Below are 18155 nucleotides of genomic sequence, written 5' to 3'. Positions count from 1 at the left end.
GATGACATCAATCACCATCGGCGTCGTGGACGATCATCCGCTTTTTCGAGAGGGTGTAACGCGTAGCCTCTCCGAGATCAGCGGCTTTGTCGTCGTTGGTGAGGGCGCCAGCAGCGACGACGCGGCGATGATCGCCTCGGACAACCACCCCGACATCATGCTTCTCGACGTCTCGATGCCCGGCGGCGGGCTGTCTGCGGTCAGTGGCGTCCTGGCGCGGAGCCCCACAACGAAAGTGCTGATGTTGACGGTATCCGAGGAGGTGGACACGCTGCTTGGAGCTCTGCAACGGGGCGCGATGGGTTATGTTCTGAAAGGTGTCGGTTCGCGTGGCCTCGCCGAAGCAATCCAGACCGTCCTGCGTGGCTCGCGATATGTCTCGCCGACGATGTCGGCAAAGGTCATGGAGAATTCGCTGCATGGCGGAACCTCCGACAAGAACAATCTGACGCCACGGGAACGCGAGGTGATGGATCTTGTCGCTCAAGGCCTGTCAAACAAGCATATCGGCTTGCGTCTCAGCCTGCAGGAAAAGACTGTGAAGCACCATATGACCCAGATTCTGAGCAAGCTTGGTGCCTCGAACAGGACTGAAGCGGCTCTGCAATGGCGCGAACGGCGCTGAAAGAGGTTAGCGAAGGAAGCGGCTCAGCCGCCGGGCATCACTGGCCGTCGCCTGCCGACTTATAATCGTCCGGCCCTTCGAGTCCTTCATGATGTAGCGGCCGCGCTGCAGCGTTTCAGTGATACCATTCGAATGACGGACGTCGATGGAGCCATCGGCAGCTGCGGTCGCTCTCGTTCCCGATCCTACAGATGACCCTGTGGTAGACGAAGAGGATCCCGCGCCATTGGAGGAATTACCACTATTGCCGTTTCCTGACCCATTGTTGCCGTTGCCGCCGCCATTGCCATTCCCTCCCCCGTTGCCATTGCCGTTACCGCCGCCGTTGCCATTCCCTCCGCCATTACCGTTGCCGTTGCCATTCCCGTTGTTGCCGTCCTTTGCCTGCGCGCGTGCCACCGCCAGAACAGGAAGAAACCCGCCGAGTTTCAGTGTGACTGGTGAGGCAGCAGCGAAGAGAGCCACGGCCGCGCTACCGCCCAACCTCAGAAAATCGCGTTTCCGGATACTCATGCAATGGCCTCATTCGTCCGTTCTTCGCCGTTTCCGATCATATATGACGCATAAGATTTCTCGCTGTTCTCAAGACAAAATGCAACCGACCTAGGTAGTAGGCGCCAGCAAGACTTTGGTCCGGGCCAACCAATTGCCGCGCTCGACGTCGGGAAGAGTCCAACGGTGTGCTCATAAGCGCCGCATACTCACCGTTGCCCCCTGTGCTTTGAAAAGGGCGCAAGCATTCTATGGAACTTCTGCCCTCGTCGTCGCTTTGTCTGTCAACGTGCAACAGAGGAAACCCCAATGGCAAACCCGAACGAATCCCCCGCAGTCCAATCCATGCGAAAAGAGCAGGCAGAGCAGCGGAAGCAAACCCGAGACGGCCAACTCGACAAGGACATCGAGAATACCTTTCCGGCGTCCGACCCGGTGTCAGCCACTCACACTTCAATTTCCGCCGGCCGCAGCGACGTCGAGGCGGCTGAGCGCGTGAAGCGCGAGCCCGATCCCACCAAGCTCGATGAGCAGTTTCCCCTGGTGGATCAAGCCCTGCGCTCGACCGGCGAAACTGACCGTTCCTCGGAAGGGCTGGATGCCAATCGCGAGAAAATGCGCGCGCTTCAGAAAGAAGCCGGTCGGATGACCGAAACCGCTTCGGAACTGGCGTCTGGAACAGCCCGCCTGGCAAAGGCGGAAGCACGCACATTCGTCCATGACTTTGAGGATCGCATCCGCCGGCAGCCGCTGACAGCCGCAGCGATTGTCGCCGGCATCGCCTTCGTCTTCGGCGCGACGCGTTGAGGAGCCAAGTCACAGTCGGCTCGCTCGATAAACCCCGTGAGGATTCGACCGGCGGACCATTACGGTGTGGAGAGCCGCCTCCATTGGGACGATTGCGGGCGGAGATTTCCTGAGGAGGAGCGCTTCTTGAGCCTGTCCGTGCTTCGACTTCCGAGGGCATCGTGAAAATCGCAACCTACAATGTCAACGGGATCAATGGGCGGCTGGACATCCTGCTGCGCTGGCTCAAGGAGGATGTCCCTGATGTAGTCTGCCTCCAGGAACTGAAGACAGACGATGCCGGCTTTCCGCGAAAGGAGATCGAACGGGCCGGCTACGGCGCCATCTGGCACGGACAGAGATCCTGGAACGGGGCGGCCATCCTGGCGAAAGACAAGACACCGATCCTGACGCGTCGCGGTCTTCCCGGCGATCCTGACGATACTCACAGCCGGTATATCGAAGCTGCCGTCGACGGCATCCTGATCGGATGCCTGTATCTTCCCAACGGCAATCCGTTCCCGGGAGCAAAGTTCGAGTACAAGCTGCGCTGGTTCCGTCGCCTGCAGGACTACGCCGCCGAACTCCTGGAGCTGGGGGTGCCTTCGATCCTGGCCGGCGACTTCAACGTCGTGCCGACGGAGATCGACGTCTACAAGCCTGAACGCTGGTTGGACGACGCCCTCTTCAGGCCGGAAGTGCGCAAGGCCTATGCCCGTCTCGTCGCTCAGGGCTGGACCGATGCCGTCAGGCATTTGCATCCAGAGGAGCGGATCTACACCTTCTGGAAATACTGGCGGAACAGCTTCGAACGTGACGCAGGGCTTCGGATCGACCATTTCCTGCTCAGTCCGGCAGTCGCACCGTGGCTTCGATCGGCAACCGTCAGGACAAAGCCGCGCAGCTGGGAGCATACGAGCGACCACGCGCCGGTCATGATCGAACTCGATGTTTCCGAAGCTGGAGCCGACCTATGAGCCTCAGGCGCCGCTCGCCGACAAGCGAGGGAACCTGTCATGTCGCCGGGAGTTAGCTTGTAAAGCGCCGATGCGAAGAATCACATTCCTGCCTCGCCATTCTCCAACCTGATGTGACCGATGTGGACGAAAGCAAGAACTACCTGAACACCGACGAGATCCAGGCCGACGATCAGCTGTCGCCGAAACCGGTCGAAGGAAAGGATCCGCCAAGGCGGGTGCGCAGAAGCGAGGAAGCCATCGCCGAAGGCGCTGACGATACCGAGCGCATCCGGGTTCCTCCTCCCGTTGCGAATCCCGATTGATCGAGCGGATTGCCCTTCTCGAAGGCAATCCTATCACTGGCATCGCCTCATTCGTCTGCGCCCAGATCGTAGATGCGCCCTGTCAACCAGGCCGGCCAGTCTCGCTCGAAGAAGGACCTGGCGTTTTCATCCAAAATGCGGTTTGCACGCGTTGAAAGCCTGATCTCATCTCGATCGAGCCGAACGACGATCTGCTCTTGCTGATGCGCTTCCCGTTCCTTCCGAAAGCGATAATCCTGTAACGGGCCTGCGTTCGCAAGAGGAAGGGATTCGCCCTCCGTATCGCATATCGCGCGCGCCCCACGGCTGCCCCCTCCATGGCGAATGAAGAAATCAAGCGCGTTGAGCACGGCTTCCGAGGCGAGCGCCATATGCCGCCATTGCACGCCTCGAACCGCCTCCGCTGCACGACCATAGGCGACGCCGTTTTCGCGAATTTCGGCGTTCAGTTTCCGCGCTTCGATCAAGGCTCGGCCTACGCTGTCCTGATCGCAGATGATGCCAGCCTTCTCGCTCATTCGCGCCTGCACTTGCGAACGGATCGATTTGACGGTGAGCTGGCTCTCGGTTCGAAGTGCGGCAAGGAGATCGGCGATGCCCGCCTCCGCGATATCGGCTCTGTCCTCTACTGCCGACCGCTTTGCCCTGCCGCTCGCGCTGATGTGCTCGGCTGCGCGCGTACCGAAGACTTGCCCGGCGTTGAGTGCTGCTCCACCCGGTCTCGTCACGCCGTGTGTGCCCGCTGCTTCTCCGACCGCGTAACACCCGCCGAGATTGCTGCGGCCCCAGGTATCGACCATGATGCCGCCGTTCATGTGCTGGTTGTTGACGGCAAATTCCAACGGCTCTTCGGCGATGTCGATCTTGTAGCGGCGGTAGAGCTCGATCGCGAGCGGGTTCATATGCTTCAAACGATCGATCGGCATGTCCTGATCGGCGCCGGCCTTGCCGAGATATGCGCGGACGTCTTCATCCAGTCTTTCCAGGCTGAACGGCAGATCGCCCGGCACGGATAGGGGATTGCGATTGAAATCCATAAAGACGCGCCGCCCTGCTGCCGTTTCGCGAGAGATGGCAAGGTCGACCAGGCTTGAGCCGAAATCGAGCATGCGCGTCGCGTGAAAGGGCCACTGATAGCCTTTGCGGAAGACATTCGACGCCAACTCCTGCGTGCTGCGGTAATATTCTGCCAGGAAGTGGTGCTCGGCGCCTTCGCTATCGAGCGAATAGATATGCGGGATCGCCTGGACGTAGGTGCCCGACAGATTCCATGGGAACCCTTCCCGGCGGGTGCCGATCCCAAACTGGCTTTCGGTCAGGTTGACGAGGTCGACGCCTGCCTCGAGCGCCAATCCGAGAGAGCCGAAGCAACCGTTGGGATAAACACTGTCGCGGTAGAGTTCGCCCGGCCCGCCGGCGGCGAGCACGATCACGCCACTGACGAACAGCGCGATGCCCAGCGGGTTCTCCTCCGTGCGGTTACTGGCGCGCATGGCGACTATCCCGACCACGTGGCGGTCAGCACCATCGTCCTTGGTGAGGATCTTTACCGCGGTGGTCTGGTTATAGAACGGCACTCCGAGCCGGATCGCCTCCTCGGCCAGCACCTTGACCATCAGGCGCGAGGTGCGCGGGCCGCAGCTGGTGGCGCGACCGACCTCGTCATGATCGGTCTGATATCTGAGCGTCCCGCCAAGCGGATCCTGAGGCAGCGGCAGGCCCAGGAACTGGAGCGACGCCATCATCCGGGACGAGCCCACAGCCTCGACATAGGCCGTGTCCTCGTCCATTGCGCCGCCGCTGCGGATGGCTCGGGCCATTGCCTTGTAATTGTCGCCCTGATCCGCCGTATTTGCCGTGTGAAGGGTCTGCTTGTCGGATCCCGAACAGGCCGAGGTTCCACCCCATGCGCTTTGGCTGATAATGACGACGTCGTCGCCGCGCCGCTTCATTTCCACCGCGGCACGCAGACCTGCCGCGCCGGATCCGACGACGACGCAACCGGCTCGATAGATCGGCGCCTCGACGCCGGCGAGCCGGACCACGTCCGAAGGGGCGGGCTCGGTTGGGAGCCGCGGCATGTCGACATCGGTCAGTGCGTCAAGAATTTCCTGCGGAACGTCTATGGTCATTGCGCTCAGCCCAGCGGGATGTCGACCCAGCGCTTTTGCCGGGAGGACTCCATGCATGCGTCGACAATCTGGCAGATGTGATGGCCGGTATCGAATGTCGGCCACATCGGCCTGTTTGCAACGATCGAGCGGATCACTTCGGCCACCTCGATGATCTTGCTTTCATTGTAGCCCAGGCCGAAATTCGGCAGAGGAAGGAAAGCCCTGAAGGTGGGGTTCTCCGGACCCACGTCGATCTCGCGAAAGCCGCGCCGTCCCGTCCGGTCGTCGTTGGAATAGAAGCGCAGCCGGTTTATCTCGTCATAGGTATAGGCGATGCTGCCTTTCGTTCCATAGATTTCGTAGGTCTGCATGAACTTGCGACCGGTCGCGACACGGCTGAAATCGACGATACCGCCGGCACCGTTCTCGAACCGGCACAGCAGATTGGTTGCATCAGGATTGGTGATATCAGCCCAGGTCTCATTGCCTGACAGTTTCACCTGCTCGCCATAGGCAAGGCCCTCAACGACAGGCCGGCGCGGCGTCACAATGAGATTGTCGGCGATCAGGGAACTGACGCGGCCGACCAGGAAATCCATGAAGCTGAAGATATGCGAGCCGGTATCACCGACGATCCCGGTCGGCGCAAGCTTTCCGTCGGCGCGCCACATGAAGGGCGCGTTCGGATCGCCATACATGTCGACGTGCTGGCAGCCGCGGAACAGCTTGATCTCGCCGATTTCGCCGGATTCGATAATGTCTTTCGCCAGATCATGGACGGGATTGCGAGGAAAGGCGTGTCCAACGCGGGTAATGACACCCTTCGCCCGGGCGATGTCGGCCAGTTCCCGCGCCTCGGCGGCGGTATTTGCCAACGGCTTCTCGCAATAGACATGTTTGCCGGCCAGCAAGGCCGCCTTGGCTACTTGGTAATGAAGGTGGTCAGGCAGGCAGATATCGATCAGATCGACACCCGGATCCGCGACCGCGAGATTCCAATCCTGAAGAATTCTTGCACCCTGCGCCCTGTGGGAAAGATCCGCGGCTGCCTTCGAGGGACCTTCGACGAGTGCCACGATCCGCGCCGTTCCGTCCGACACTCCGAAGAAATGCGGAAAGGTCTGGTAGGCCATGGTGTGGACCTTTCCCATCCAGCCCGAGGCGCCAAGCACTGCAACTCTGACTTCAGACATTGTCGTCTCTCCTCTCGACATGGCTTACCGGATTTCGGCGCGGGACCGAGGCCTCGCATCGTTGCGTTCGTAGGTGAAGATGGTGGGGGAAAGTGCAGGCAAGCCCCGGATGAGGTCCGATCCCTTTTCGCCGACCATGATCGTCGGCGCGTTGGTGTTGCATGACGGCACGCGCGGCATGACGGATGAATCGCAGACCCTGAGGCCTTCCAGGCCATGGACCTTGAGATCAAGCCCGACAACCGCATCGGGTCCCGTTCCCATCTTGCAGGTGCCAACCGGATGATGGTCGGTCTTTGCGTTGGCGCAGCCATAGTCGAAAAGCTGCTCGTCGGTCATCACCTTCGGTCCGGGAAGCCTTTCGGCCATGACATAGGGCTTCAGCGCCGCCTGCTGCATGATCTCGCGTGCGATCTTCAGCCCTTCCAGGGACATCGTCCTGTCGTGCGGATCGGACCAGTAGTTGGGGTCGATCAATGGAGCGGCAGCCGGGTCCGAGGATGACAGACGGACTGTCCCGCGCGACCGCGGATGCAGATAGGCGGAGTTAAGGGTCACGCCGGCATTCTTGAGCCGCTCGACACCCGCTTCGATGCCCGAACCCAGGCCGAGGTGGAACTGGATATCAGGAGAACGGGCTTCAGGATCGGCATACCAAAAGCCGCCGGTCTCGAAGAGCGACGAGGCAACCGGACCGGTCCGGAACAGCACGTATTGGACCCCGGCCCAAAGTGTCCGGTGGAATTTTGCGACGCCGTCATAAGTGTGATCGCCTGTGCATTCGGCAATGACGAAAAGATCCAGGTGATCCTGGAGGTTGCCGCCGACACCCGGCAGATCGTGGAGCACCTTGACGCCCGCCGACCGCAGATGATCGGCCGGTCCTATGCCGGACTGCAAAAGCAGCTTCGGCGATCCGATTGCGCCCGACGAAACCAATACCTCGCGTTCGGCGCGCACGATCTCCGAGCCGCGCGAGGTCACGATCTCGACGCCTGTCGCACGGCCTCCCTCCACGATAATACGCGCGACGCGCGCGCCTGTCCGGACCGTCAGGTTCTTGCGGTTCTTGATCGGCGAGAGATAGGCGAGCGAAGCCGACGACCGGCGGCGGTTGCGCTGCGTCAGCTGATAAAATCCCACTCCGGCCTGCTGGCGTCCGTTGAAGTCGTGATTATAGGGAATGCCAAGCTCCTGCCCTGCACGGATATAGGCGTCGCAGATCGGCAGCGGTGCTGCCGGCATCGAGACGCCGAGCGGACCGCCATAGGAGTGATAGTCGTCGGCGAAGCGCTGATTGTCCTCCGCGCGTTTGAAATAGGGAAGGATCGAACGATAGTCCCAGCCCTCGCAACCGTCTTCACGAGCCCAGAGGTCATAATCCGCCGCGTTTCCGCGTGTATAGAGCTGGGCATTGATGGACGAGCCACCGCCGATGACTTTCGCCTGGGTATAACGAAGCACCCGGCCTTTCATGTGCTTCTGGGGAACAGTTTCCCATCCCCAGCTGGCGACGCCTTTGGTCATCTTGGCGAAGCCTGCCGGCATGTGAAAGAGCGGATTCCAGTCGCCTCCGCCCGCTTCGAGCAGGAGGACGCTGACATCGGGATCTTCGCTCAGCCGGCTCGCAAGAACGCATCCTGCCGGACCGGCGCCAGTGATGATGTAATCGAATCCCATTTTATTGTCCTGTTGCATCCGGCCTGGCGACCGCCAGCGCCTGTGTCATGCCTGCAAAGTCCTTCGACGCGATGTGATCTGCCACTCTCAGCGCCTGGGCGGCGACAGTGAGCGCGGGGTTCACCGCGGCCGAGGTGGGGAGGAAACTGGCGTCGACGACGAAGAGGTTTTCGTGATCATACGAACGGCAGTACGCGTTCAGCGGCGCCGTCGCGGGATCGTTTCCGATGCGGATCGTTCCGCATTGATGGGAAGGCGTGCGCTTGTCGAAGGGTCTCGACAGCACGATCGGAAATCCGATCGACTTCAGGATCGCCTTCAGCCTGGCGACAAGGGCGAGATGAGCATCCCAGTTGGTTCGCTGCCATTGGAGAATAATCCGATCTCCGTCCACCATGACGCGGCTTTCAGGGTTTGGAACGTCCTCGCTCATCGCATAGAAGTCGATGGCATGGCCGGTGATGAAGCGCAAAAGCCATTCCGGAGCCTGCGGCAGAGAGCCCTTGAGAACCTTTTCAGAGATGCGGCCCAGGAGCTGCACGTTGCCGAGGGGCGGTCCGCCCTCCCCGTCGGAGAGATAGAAGTCGTTGAAGGCAAACGTCTTCTGGTAGATGGAGGTATTCCTGAACCGCGGTGAGACCCCGATGACGGCGGACGCATTGTGATTCATGAAGTTGCGGCCCACCTGGTCGGAAGAGTTCGCCAGACCCTTTGGGAAGCGGTCGTTTTTCGAGCGCAGCAAAAGCACGGACGACTGCACCGCCCCGGCGGAGAGGATCACGATCTCAGGCGAAACAGTCACCGTCTGCCCGTTCTTGATGTAGGTCACCCGGTCGATCCGGCTCCCCGCTCCCGTGTCGAGCCTCGTCACACGCGCGTTGGTTTCGAGCCGCACATTCTCGTGTTTCAGCGCCACTGCGAGGGCTGCGGTCTCGGCGTCGATCTTGCCGTCGCGGGCGTTTGGATGCGCATCCCATGGTGTGCGTGCTTTGGAAAGCCAGGCGTCAAGATCGAGGCCGAGCGGCAGGGAAAACGGATGCAGGCCTTTCTGCTTGAGGCGCGCCCTGATATCGGCAATCGGCGCCTCGTCCGGGACGGGCGGGTACTCGTAGGCCGCCGAGTGGTGCGGTTCCGTGGGATCTTCGCCGAGACTGCCGCGGACCTGGTACATGCGTTCGGCCTGGCAATACCACGGCTCCAGCACCTCATACGGAAACGGCCAGGCCGGCGAAACACCCTCGCGGTGTTCGATGACTGCGAAATCTTGGCTGCGATAGCGAGACAATACTGCGCCATAGAACTTCGAATTCCCGCCGACATTGTAGTAATTGCCGGGATTGAATCCCTTGCCGTTCGCCTCGTACCAGGTTTCCTTCGGTCGAAAATGTCCCCGCTGGAAGATCGCGCGTTGGTCGCGGTTAACAGGAAGGTCGGCGATATGGTCGCCGGCTTCGAGGATCAATATCTGCGCACCGGTCGCAGCCAGGCCGGCTGCGACCGTGGCGCCGCCGACTCCTGAACCGATGATGACGATGTCAGGTGAACTGCTCATGTTAGCACCTGGCCATCACACGATCCGCGCCTGTGTTTCGGGATCGAAGAAGACGGCCTTGTCGAGATTGAATGCGAGGCGGGTGTTTTGTCCTGGAGCGATGCCGGTATCAGCGCGCAGGCGGGCGACGACAGATTTGCCGCCGAGCTTGGTGACGGCGAAGGTGTCGGAGCCGGCGGGTTCGACCACCTCGATCAGGCAATCGCCTTCGGTCAGCGAGCGCGCCTTGCGGTCGGCGCCATCGGGATCGGTCAAGGCCTCAGGCCGGATGCCGAAGATCACCTGTCTGCCGGTATAGGCGGTCAGGCCGTCGTTGCCTGAGATGACCGGGAGCCTCAGCGGTGTGGCATGGGGCCGCTCCAGCGAGACTTCGAGCCCGCCGGCGCCGTTTTCGACGGTGGCGTTGAGCAGGTTCATCGCCGGCGATCCCATGAAGTCGGCGACGAAGATATTGGAAGGGCTGTTATAGATCTCGGCCGGCGTGCCGAACTGCTGCAACACGCCATCCTTCAGCACGGCGATCTTGGTCGCCAGCGTCATCGCCTCGATCTGGTCATGGGTGACATAGACAAAGGTGGTGCCCATGCGCTGATGCAGCCGCTTGATCTCGGTGCGCATGTCGACGCGCAGCTTGGCGTCGAGATTGGAGAGCGGCTCGTCGAACAGGAAGACCTGCGGATTGCGCACCAGCGCCCTCCCCATGGCGACACGCTGGCGCTGGCCGCCGGAGAGCTGGCTCGGCTTGCGGTCAAGCAGATGGCCGATCTGCAGCATGTCGGAGACTTGGGCAATCGCCTTGACACGCTCCTCCTTGGGAACGCCGCGGATCTCCATGCCGAAGGCGATGTTGCCCGCCACCGTCATGTTCGGATAGAGCGCATAGGACTGGAACACCATGGCGATGTCGCGCTTGGAGGGATGCAGACCGCTGATGTCGCGCCCGTCGATCTTGATATCGCCGGAGGTGATCGTCTCCAGCCCGGCAATGGTGTTGAGCAGCGTCGACTTGCCGCAGCCGGACGGGCCGACCAGCACGAGAAAGCCGCCCTTTTCGAGTTCGAGGTCGATCCCCTTGAGAATGTCGACGGCGCCGAAGCGCTTTTTGAGACCGGAGATTTCGAGGAAGGCCATGGATTACCCTTTGACAGCGCCCGCCATCAGACCGCGCACGAAGTAGCGGCCGGCGAGGATATAGACGATGAGCGTCGGCACGGCTGCGATCATCGCAGCCGCCATGTTGACATTGTATTCGACGACGCCGGTCGAGGTGTTGACGACATTGTTCAGCGCCACCGTCATCGGCATGGTGTCACCGGTGCCGGCATAGGCCGAGGCAAACAGGAAGTCGTTCCAGATATTGGTGAACTGGTAGATGACGGTGACGACGATGATCGGCAGCGAGTTCGGCAGCATGATGCGGCGGAAGATCTGGAAGAAGCTGGCGCCATCGACCTGGGCGGCTCTGACCAGTTCGGTCGGAAAGGCCTCGTAGAAATTGCGGAAGAACAGCGTCGTGAAGCCGAGGCCATAGACGACATGGACGAAGACCAGATTGACGGTCGGATTGCCGAAGCCGAAGTTCCAGCCCGTGGCATTCTGCAACGTCATGCCGAAGCGGCCGAGGCTGCCGAGGATCGTTGCCATCGGCAACAGCACCGACTGGAACGGGATGAAGCAGGCAAACAGCATCAGCCCGAACACCAGCGTGTGGCCCGGGAAACGCCATTTGGTCAGGACATAGCCGTTGAGCGCGCCCATGATGGTGGAGATCGCCACAGCCGGCACGACCATCTTGATCGAGTTCCAGAAATAACCCTTGATGCCGGCGCAGGTCAGCCCGACGCAGGTCTCGCCCCAGGCCTTGATCCAGGGGTCTAAGGTCGGCGATTGCGGCAGCGCCAGCATGTTGCCGTTCTGGATCTCGTCCATGGTCTTGAACGAGGTCGTCAGCATGACGAAGAGCGGCATCAGATAGAGGACGGCAAAGACCAGCAGCAGGCCGTAGATGACGGTGCGGCCGATCCAGCGGGTATTGTTGCTGTTTTGCGAGGTTGCTGTCGGAGAGGTCACGCTGCTCATCGCGCCTTCTCCTTCAGTTCGGAATAGAGATAGGGAACGATGATCGCCGAGATCGTCATCAGCATGATGATGGCGCTGGCCGAACCGACGGCCATCTCGTTGCGCTTGAAGGTGTATTCATACATGAAGTTGGACGGCAGCCAGGCCGATCCGCCGGGGCCGCCCGAGGTCAGCGCCACCACCAGGTCATAGGACTTGATCGCCATATGGGCGAGCACGATGAAGGCGGACAGAAAGATCGGCCGCAGCAGCGGGATGACGATGCGCCGATAGAGCTGGAAGGACGAGGCGCCGTCGATCTGGGCGGCCTTCATGATCTCGCCGTCGATGCCGCGCAGGCCCGCCAGGAACATCGCCATGACGAAGCCGGACGCCTGCCAGACACCGGCGATGACGACGGTGTAGATGACAAAGTCCTTGTTCTTGATCCAGTCGAAGTGGAAGCTTGTCCAGCCAAAGTGGTGCAGCGTCTGTTCCAGCCCGAGGCCGGGATCGAGGAACCATTTCCAGGCAACGCCTGTGACGATGAAGGACAGCGCCATCGGATAGAGGAAGATCGGCCGCAACACGCTCTCGCCGCGGATCTTCTGGTCGAGCAGGATGGCGAGGAACAGGCCGAGCGCCAGGCAGATGCCGATATAGAGGAAGCCGAAGATCGCCATGTTGGTGATCGAGGTGTACCAGGAAGACGGCGGATCGCTCTCGAAGGTCCAGCGCCACAGCCGCTGATAGGCGCGTGGCCCCGTCAGCGCATAGGAGGGAAAGGTCTTGGAATTGGTGAACGACAGATAGGCCGTCCAGACGATGAAGCCGTAGACGAAGATGATGGTGATGACGAAGCTCGGCGCCAGCACGATCTTCGGCAGCGCATCCTGCAGCCGGCCCCTCAACGAGATCCCCGTCGATTGCCTCGGCGTCAGAACCGGATCGGTGGTCGCAACGGTGCTCATGGAATGTCATCTCCTGCCTGCATAATCGTCCGGGCAATCGGCCCCGCATGATCATCCCCGCATAATTGTCGGGGCATGATCGGCGCGGAGCCTGAAGCTTCCCCGCCAGCAGGCGGGGAAGCATTTGTCATCACACGTGATCTCAGCGGGCGTCGTCGATCGCCTGGACGAGCTGCTTGACGGCTTCGTCGGAGGTCTTGATCTGGCCGTGGACGAACTTCGAGACGACATCCTTGTAGGCATTGGCGATGGCCGGCGGGGCGCCGTAGCCTTGCGCCAGCGAGCCGAACAGCGTGCCGCCTTCGTTGGCAGCCTTCAGGTCGGCGATGCCCTTCTTGCCGCAGGCGTCGAAGTCGGTATCGGGAACGTCGGTGCGAGCCGGCACCGATCCCTTGACGACGTTGAAGGCCGACTGGAAGCTCTTCGACAGCGTTGCGGTTGCCAGCGCCACCTGGGCCGCCTTGCGGTCATCGGGAACGTTGAACATGCCGAACATGTCGGAGTTGTAGACCACGCTGCCGTCGGTTCCGGGGAAGCGGTAGCACAGGAAGTCGGTGTCCGGCGTCTTCTTGGCGGCGACGAATTCGCCCTTGGCCCAGTCGCCCATCACCTGCACCAGCGCATCACCCTTGATGACCATGGCGGTTGCCAGGTTCCAGTCGCGGCCCGAGAAGTTCGGGTCGACATATTTGATGATCGTGGCCAGGTTATCGAACGACTTCTTCATCGTGTCGGACTTCAGCGATTCCTCGTCGAGGTCGTTGAAGGCCTTCTTGTAGAACTCCGGACCGCCGGTCGACAGCACGATGGAATCGAACATCGTCGCTTCCTGCCAGTTCTGGCCGCCGAGAGCCAGCGGGATGACGCCGGCGGCCTTGGCCTTGTCGAGCAGCGCGATCAGCTCGTCGAAGGTCTTCGGCTGGGTGCCGCCGATCTTGTCCATCACCGCCTTGTTGATCCACAGCCAGTTGACCGAGTGAACATTGACCGGGGCTGCGACCCACTTGCCGTCATAGACCGAGAACTTCTGCAGGGCTGCCGGAACCGACTTGTCCCAGCCTTCCTTCTTCGCCGTCTCGGTCAGATCGCCCATGACACCGGCCTGGGCATAGTCGAGCACGGTATAGCCCAGCATCTGCGAGGCTGTCGGATAGGTGCCGGCCGCAACCATCGCCTTCAGCGCCGTCATCGCCGCATCGCCGCCACCGCCGGCAACCGGAACGTCCTTCCAGGCAAAACCTTCCTTGGAAAGATCCTGCTTCAAGACGTTCAGCGCCGCTGCCTCACCGCCCGACGTCCACCAGTGCAGCATCTGCACTTCCTTGACGTCGGCGGCGTGGGCGGACACGCCAGCGCCGGCCAGAGCCAACGCGATCATTGCGGTCGTGGTCAAAAACTTGTTCATCGAAGAACCTCCCAGTTCCAGTTTGGAAGATGCGGGACCCATTCCCGCACCAATCACCCGCCCTCCTCGAGCGTAGTTCGGCCGCCGGCTAAGCCGGCTTTTCCGTCTGCGGCATCCACCAGCTGGTGCGTTTGCCGATATGCATGTTCAGCGTCTTGGTCTCCGTGTAATCTTCGACCGCATGGCGGCCGAGTTCGCGGCCGAGGCCGCTTTGCTTGTAGCCGCCAAAGGGAAGTTCCGAGGCGCCGTCCATGAAGGTGTTCATCCAGACCGTGCCCGCCCGCACCGATCGGCCGATCGTCAGGCACGTGTCGAAATCGCGGCTCCAGACACCGGCCGACAGGCCGTAGTCGATGGAATTCGCAATCCTGATGGCTTCTGCTGATGTCTCGAATGTCAGGACCGAAAGCACCGGGCCAAAGACTTCCTCGCGCGCCATGGCCATATCAGGGGTGACCTCTTCGAGGATCGTCGGCGACATGAACTGCCCCATGCCGAGGTCGAGCGTCTCGCCGCCATGCGCGACCCGGGCACCGCTGCTCCTCGCGCCGGCAACGTATCCTGATATTTTCTCCAGATGCTGTGGCGTGATGATGGCGCCGACCTGCGTCGAGGGATCGAGCGGGTCACCGACCTTCACTGCCTTCGACAATTCGGCAATCCGCTTGACGACATCGGAAGCGATTGATTTGTGAAGGATCAGCCGCGAACCGGCATTGCAGCACTCGCCGGCATTGAAGTATGCGCCGAAGACCGCGGCATCGATGAAGGCACCGAGATCGGCATCCGGAAACACGATCTGCGGGTTCTTCCCACCCAATTCCAGCGAGACCTTCTTCAGCGTCTGTGCGGCATTCGACATGGTCAGCTTTCCCACGCCGGTCGAGCCGGTGAAGGACACCATGTCGACGTCGGGATGGGAGGTCATGATCGCACCGACCTCTGGTCCCGTGCCGGTGACAATGTTGACGACACCATCCGGAATGCCAGCCTGCTGCAGGATCTCTCCCAGCACCAGCGTCGATCCCGAGGTCAGTTCCGAGGGCTTGACGACGGTCGTGCAGCCAGCGGCCAAGGCGAATGGCAGCTTCTGGCCGACGATCAGGAACGGAAAGTTCCAAGGCGTGATGATCGACACCACGCCGATCGCTTCGCGCAAGACGACGCCGAGCGTGCCGTCGCCGAGCGTGTTGTAGCTTTCACCGTGAAGGTCGCGGGCAAGTGCCGCCGCGTAACGCCATATGTCAACGGAGCCTGCAATTTCTCCCCGCACCTGCGTGATCGGCTTTCCTGCCTCGATAGCATCGAGAAATGCCAGCTCCTCTGCGCGCGCTGCGATCAGATCGGCCGCCTTGAGCAGGATGGCGGAACGTTCGGAAGCGGTCATTCGGGGCCACGGCCCAAGATCGAAAGCCTTGCGTGCCGCGGAAATCGCACGCTCGGCGTCCTTCCTGCTGCCGGTCGGAAACCGGCTGACCACGACACCATGGCTCGGCGCGACACGCTCGATCGGATCGGAGGCACCAGCCTCCCATCTGCCGTCGATGAGCATCTTGAAATCACGCGCTTTGTGGTCGTTGAGCGCGGTGGGGTTGACGAGAACCGTCATTACCATTCTCCCTTGAACGTTGCCGGGCGCTTCTCGCTGAATGATGCGACGCCCTCCTTCAGATCGCCGGTCTTCGCAGCGAGGATCGAGCCCAGGGCTTCGACCGCGGTTCCATTGTCTTCGCCGTTCGCCGATGCGATCATCAACTTCGCGATCTCGGTCGCAGCCGGCCCCCTTGCGGCGATCCGCTGCGCATATTCCCGGGCGGCGGCGAGCGCGTTTCCTGTGGGAACGACCGCGTCTACGATCCCGAGCAGGCGTGCCTCCTCGGCGGTGAATATCTCGCCGCCCAAAGCCATACGCCGGACGGCCTGCGCACTGAACCGGCGCACAAGACGCTGGGTCCCGGACCAGCCCGGCACCATTCCAAGGCCGGTCTCCGGCAGGCCGATCTTGATCTGTTCCTCGGCGAGGCGAATGTCCGCGACGCCTGCAAGTTCAAGTCCTCCTCCGAGGGCATGGCCGTTCAGAGCCGCGATCAGCGGCACCCTGAGCGTCGCCAGTCTTTCGAAGATACGGTGGCCGTGGCGAACCCAGAGATGACCGAACTCCTGAGGCAACATTCCGCCCCAGGCCTTGATATCGCCTCCGGCGGAAAAGCCCTTTCCTTCGCCCGTGAGAATGGCAGCGCGCACATTGGCGTTGGCCTCCACCTCGTCGGCCGCATCCGCCAACGCCTTGAGCATATCGAGGTCGAGCGCGTTCAGCTTCTCCGGACGAGAAATCGTCAGCGTCGCAACATGTCCATCGACGTCAATTCTGACTGTTCCGCTAGCCATTGAAGCTGCCCTCCAGCGTCCGCGCCTTCTTTTCTGGAAGCGACAGGCCGATGTTTGCCTCCGCGAAGAGCGCCGCGTCCATGACCTTCAGGTCGGGCGCCACCATCAGCGGAAACTCCGACTGATCGAGGATGTGGGCTTGGAGATCGACGCCGGGCGCAATCTCGGTGAGGACGACGCCATCGGGCGTCAGTTTCATCACGCACCGCTCGGTGACATAGGTGATCTCCTGCCCCTGCTCGATCGCGCGCCTGCCGCTGAAAGTGACGTGTTCGACCTCCTTCACGAGTTTCTTCAACTTGCCTTCCTTGTCGATGAGAAGAGCTCCATCGGCAATCGAAAGCTTCGCTCCGGCATTGAACATGCCGGAGAAGACGATCTTCTTCGCCCGCGCCGTGATGTCGACGAAGCCTCCGGCGCCCGCCGTCACATGCGGCCGGAAGGAGAGCTTGGAGACGTTGACCGAACCGTCTTTGCCGATCTCGAGAAAGGACAGCAGCGATGCATCGAAGCCTGCACCCTGGAAGTAGGTGAACTGATAGGGGGACGGCATGTAGGCGTCGGCATTGGAGGCGCAGCCAAAGGCGAAGTCGAGCAGCGGCACGCCACCGACCGCGCCTTGCTCGATGACCCAGGTGACCGCGCCATGGAGCCCTTCCTCCAGCAGAATTCGCGGCACGTTGGCCGATATGCCGAAACCGAGATTGACGCAGCTTCCAGCCTGAAGTTCCTGCGCAACACGGCGCGCGATGACTTTCTGAACATTGAACTCCGGAACGCTGAAGCTATCGAGCGGACGGAAGATCTCCCCGGAAATCGCCGGATCATATTGCGTCTGCGTCGTCTGCTTCTGCTCCGGATCGATGACCACATAGTCGACCAGCATTCCAGGAACCCGAACGTCGTGGGGCTTCAGCGAGCCTTCCTTGGTGATCCGCTTGACCTGGGCGATGACGATGCCGCCGTTGTTGCGTGCGGCCAGCGCCTGATCGAGGCCGCCGAGATAGGCGCCTTCATGTTCGTATGTCAGGTTGCCGCGCTCGTCGGCGGTGGTAGCGCGGATGATGGCGACCTCCGGGACGATCGAGGGAAAGAACAGCCAGTCGTCGCCCTCGAAGCGCACGCGCTTGACCACCGGATTTTCCGACGCCAGGCCGTTCATCGCGCAACCCTGCCGCTCGGGATCGACGAATGTATCGATGCCGATCTTGGTCAGGACGCCCGGCCGCTTCGCGGCGGCCTCGCGATGGATGTCGAAGAGGATACCCGATGGAATGTTGTAAGCGGGGATTTCGTTGTTGGTGATCATTTGCCAGATCAGCGGCGGCTCGGATGACGACGGGCCGGACGGATAGGAGCCACCGATGATGCGCGCGAGCAGGCCCTTCTTGGCGATATGGTCGACGCCTTTGATGCCGCTCATGTCGCCGGCGGCGATGGGATGAAGGGTCGTGATATCACGGGGATGGCCGGTCGCGTCGAAACGTTCGCCAATCGCCTTCAGCATGAGGTCCGGGCAACCGAGACCGCTCGAGGACGATACCGTTACAACAGCGCCATCCGGGATCAGCGCGGCTGCTTCGGTCGGGGTGAGATGCTTCTTCATGGG

16 protein-coding genes are annotated in these 18155 nt (G+C 61.4%); 4 read left to right on the top strand and 12 right to left on the bottom strand.

Annotated elements, in window-relative coordinates:
* Position 1: 1 nt before the first annotated feature.
* Positions 2–625 (top strand): response regulator, encoded by a 624-nt coding sequence (locus RLCC275e_RS07605; protein WP_033179821.1) that lies wholly within the window; start codon positions 2–4, stop codon positions 623–625.
* A gap of 6 nt (positions 626–631) precedes the next feature.
* Here RLCC275e_RS07605 and RLCC275e_RS07600 read toward each other — a convergent pair whose 3' ends face one another.
* A complete protein-coding gene (locus RLCC275e_RS07600; RefSeq protein ID WP_082229710.1) occupies positions 632–1138 on the bottom strand; it encodes a hypothetical protein in 507 nt (168 codons plus the stop codon).
* 288 nt (positions 1139–1426) lie between these two features.
* Between RLCC275e_RS07600 and RLCC275e_RS07595 the strand changes: the two genes are divergently transcribed.
* The 3 genes from RLCC275e_RS07595 to RLCC275e_RS07585 all read left to right on the top strand — a co-directional run bounded on the left by RLCC275e_RS07595 (position 1427) and on the right by RLCC275e_RS07585 (position 3185).
* Positions 1427–1924, top strand: a complete 498-nt coding sequence (locus RLCC275e_RS07595) for a hypothetical protein (RefSeq protein ID WP_033179820.1) — start codon at positions 1427–1429, stop codon at positions 1922–1924.
* Between the two features lie 161 nt (positions 1925–2085).
* Positions 2086–2880, top strand: a complete 795-nt coding sequence (gene xth / locus RLCC275e_RS07590) for an exodeoxyribonuclease III (protein ID WP_033179819.1) — start codon at positions 2086–2088, stop codon at positions 2878–2880.
* Between the two features lie 122 nt (positions 2881–3002).
* Positions 3003–3185 carry a hypothetical protein gene (locus tag RLCC275e_RS07585; protein ID WP_033180633.1) on the top strand — a complete coding sequence of 61 codons (183 nt, stop codon included), beginning with the start codon at positions 3003–3005 and terminating at the stop codon, positions 3183–3185.
* A gap of 47 nt (positions 3186–3232) precedes the next feature.
* Here the strand turns inward: RLCC275e_RS07585 and RLCC275e_RS07580 are convergent, their stop codons facing one another.
* The 11 genes from RLCC275e_RS07580 to RLCC275e_RS07530 form a co-directional block, all read right to left on the bottom strand.
* On the bottom strand, positions 3233–5317 hold the full coding sequence (locus RLCC275e_RS07580; RefSeq protein WP_033179818.1) for an FAD-dependent oxidoreductase: 2085 nt from the start codon (positions 5315–5317) through the stop codon (positions 3233–3235).
* A 5-nt stretch (positions 5318–5322) separates the two neighbouring features.
* Positions 5323–6492: a Gfo/Idh/MocA family protein gene (locus tag RLCC275e_RS07575; RefSeq protein WP_033179817.1), complete on the bottom strand. Its 1170-nt coding sequence runs from the start codon at positions 6490–6492 to the stop codon at positions 5323–5325.
* 24 nt (positions 6493–6516) lie between these two features.
* On the bottom strand, positions 6517–8172 hold the full coding sequence (locus tag RLCC275e_RS07570) for a GMC family oxidoreductase (RefSeq protein WP_033179816.1): 1656 nt from the start codon (positions 8170–8172) through the stop codon (positions 6517–6519).
* 1 nt (position 8173) lies between these two features.
* On the bottom strand, positions 8174–9724 hold the full coding sequence (locus RLCC275e_RS07565) for a GMC oxidoreductase (protein ID WP_033179815.1): 1551 nt from the start codon (positions 9722–9724) through the stop codon (positions 8174–8176).
* 15 nt (positions 9725–9739) lie between these two features.
* The gene (locus RLCC275e_RS07560) at positions 9740–10855 is read right to left on the bottom strand and encodes an ABC transporter ATP-binding protein (protein WP_130711973.1); all 1116 of its coding nucleotides are present in this window, start codon (positions 10853–10855) and stop codon (positions 9740–9742) included.
* A 3-nt stretch (positions 10856–10858) separates the two neighbouring features.
* Complete coding sequence (locus tag RLCC275e_RS07555) at positions 10859–11803, bottom strand: carbohydrate ABC transporter permease (protein ID WP_171891356.1); 945 nt, start codon at positions 11801–11803, stop codon at positions 10859–10861.
* The gene (locus RLCC275e_RS07550) at positions 11800–12753 is read right to left on the bottom strand and encodes a carbohydrate ABC transporter permease (RefSeq protein ID WP_033179813.1); all 954 of its coding nucleotides are present in this window, start codon (positions 12751–12753) and stop codon (positions 11800–11802) included. Before RLCC275e_RS07550 ends, RLCC275e_RS07555 begins: the two co-directional genes overlap by 4 nt.
* Positions 12754–12895: 142 nt before the next feature.
* On the bottom strand, positions 12896–14158 hold the full coding sequence (locus RLCC275e_RS07545) for an ABC transporter substrate-binding protein (RefSeq protein ID WP_012757050.1): 1263 nt from the start codon (positions 14156–14158) through the stop codon (positions 12896–12898).
* A gap of 88 nt (positions 14159–14246) precedes the next feature.
* Positions 14247–15767, bottom strand: a complete 1521-nt coding sequence (locus RLCC275e_RS07540) for an aldehyde dehydrogenase family protein (protein WP_033179526.1) — start codon at positions 15765–15767, stop codon at positions 14247–14249.
* The gene (locus RLCC275e_RS07535) at positions 15767–16546 is read right to left on the bottom strand and encodes an enoyl-CoA hydratase/isomerase family protein (RefSeq protein WP_012757048.1); all 780 of its coding nucleotides are present in this window, start codon (positions 16544–16546) and stop codon (positions 15767–15769) included. The genes RLCC275e_RS07540 and RLCC275e_RS07535 overlap by 1 nt, the downstream gene beginning before the upstream one ends.
* On the bottom strand, positions 16539–18152 hold the full coding sequence (locus RLCC275e_RS07530; protein WP_033179525.1) for an acyl CoA:acetate/3-ketoacid CoA transferase: 1614 nt from the start codon (positions 18150–18152) through the stop codon (positions 16539–16541). Before RLCC275e_RS07530 ends, RLCC275e_RS07535 begins: the two co-directional genes overlap by 8 nt.
* Between the last annotated feature and the right edge of the window lie 3 nt (positions 18153–18155).

This window comes from Rhizobium brockwellii (assembly GCF_000769405.2).
In the GTDB taxonomy this organism is placed as follows: domain Bacteria; phylum Pseudomonadota; class Alphaproteobacteria; order Rhizobiales; family Rhizobiaceae; genus Rhizobium; species Rhizobium brockwellii.
Note: the sequence above shows the minus strand (reverse complement) of the source record. Positions and strands in the feature narration are given on the sequence as shown.